Here is a 773-nt window from a genome sequence, read left to right on the forward strand (position 1 = left end):
AAATCGATAAACGACAAATACGGCCATTTAATCGGTGACCAAGCGATTGTCGCTGTTGCCGACACGGCAAAATCGCTGACTGACGAACGAATAACCTTAGCGCGAATCGGTGGTGAGGAATTTGCGTTGGTGACTGCCTCTCTATCTGAAAAAGAAGCTGAAACGCTTGCAAAGGCGATTTGCAGCTGTGTTTACGATCGACCTGTTTTACTCAATGGGCAAGCGATCCATGTCAGCGTGAGTTTGGGTTGCGCCTATTATCGCGAGTTCAAAGGCATCATAAACTTGCACGTAGCCGACCAACTCATGTACTGCGGCAAAATGAATGGTAAAAACTGCGCGATGTTCAAAGTGATCGATAAAAGCAAAGTTGAGCCTCTTCTTCGTCAGGTGCCTTAAGTTTTTGCGTAGTGAATCGCTATTTCGATTTTTCCTCTTGCTATACTCAATTGAATTTCAAGTTTTTATTGCCGCTTTTCGTTTCTGAGATTAGCTCAAAGACTTAGAGGAAAGTTATGCCAAAAGCTGTCGCCGCTCTGTTTTTCCTGCTTTTTACTTCACTTTCGTATGCCGAAAGTGCTTTCGATATTGTCCAAAAATCAGACCAAGCAATGAGGGGAAAATCCAGTTATAGCGAGGCAACCATGGAGATCGTTCGTCCTGATTGGACACGCTCTATGACGATGAAAAGTTGGACAAAAGGCACGGAGTTGTCGCTCGTGTTGGTAACTGCGCCAGCCAAAGATAAAGGCAGCGCATCGCTAAAGCGTCAT

1 protein-coding gene and 1 pseudogene are annotated in these 773 nt (G+C 45.0%); both read left to right on the forward strand.

Annotated elements, in window-relative coordinates:
• The coding region (locus R7Q48_RS26630; RefSeq protein WP_318133220.1) for a GGDEF domain-containing protein at nucleotides 1–399 on the forward strand (399 nt) is incomplete at its 5' end.
• 116 nt (nucleotides 400–515) lie between these two features.
• A pseudogene (locus R7Q48_RS26635) lies at nucleotides 516–773 on the forward strand (outer membrane lipoprotein-sorting protein); the annotation flags it as partial.

This window comes from Vibrio sp. 378 (genome assembly GCF_033339435.1).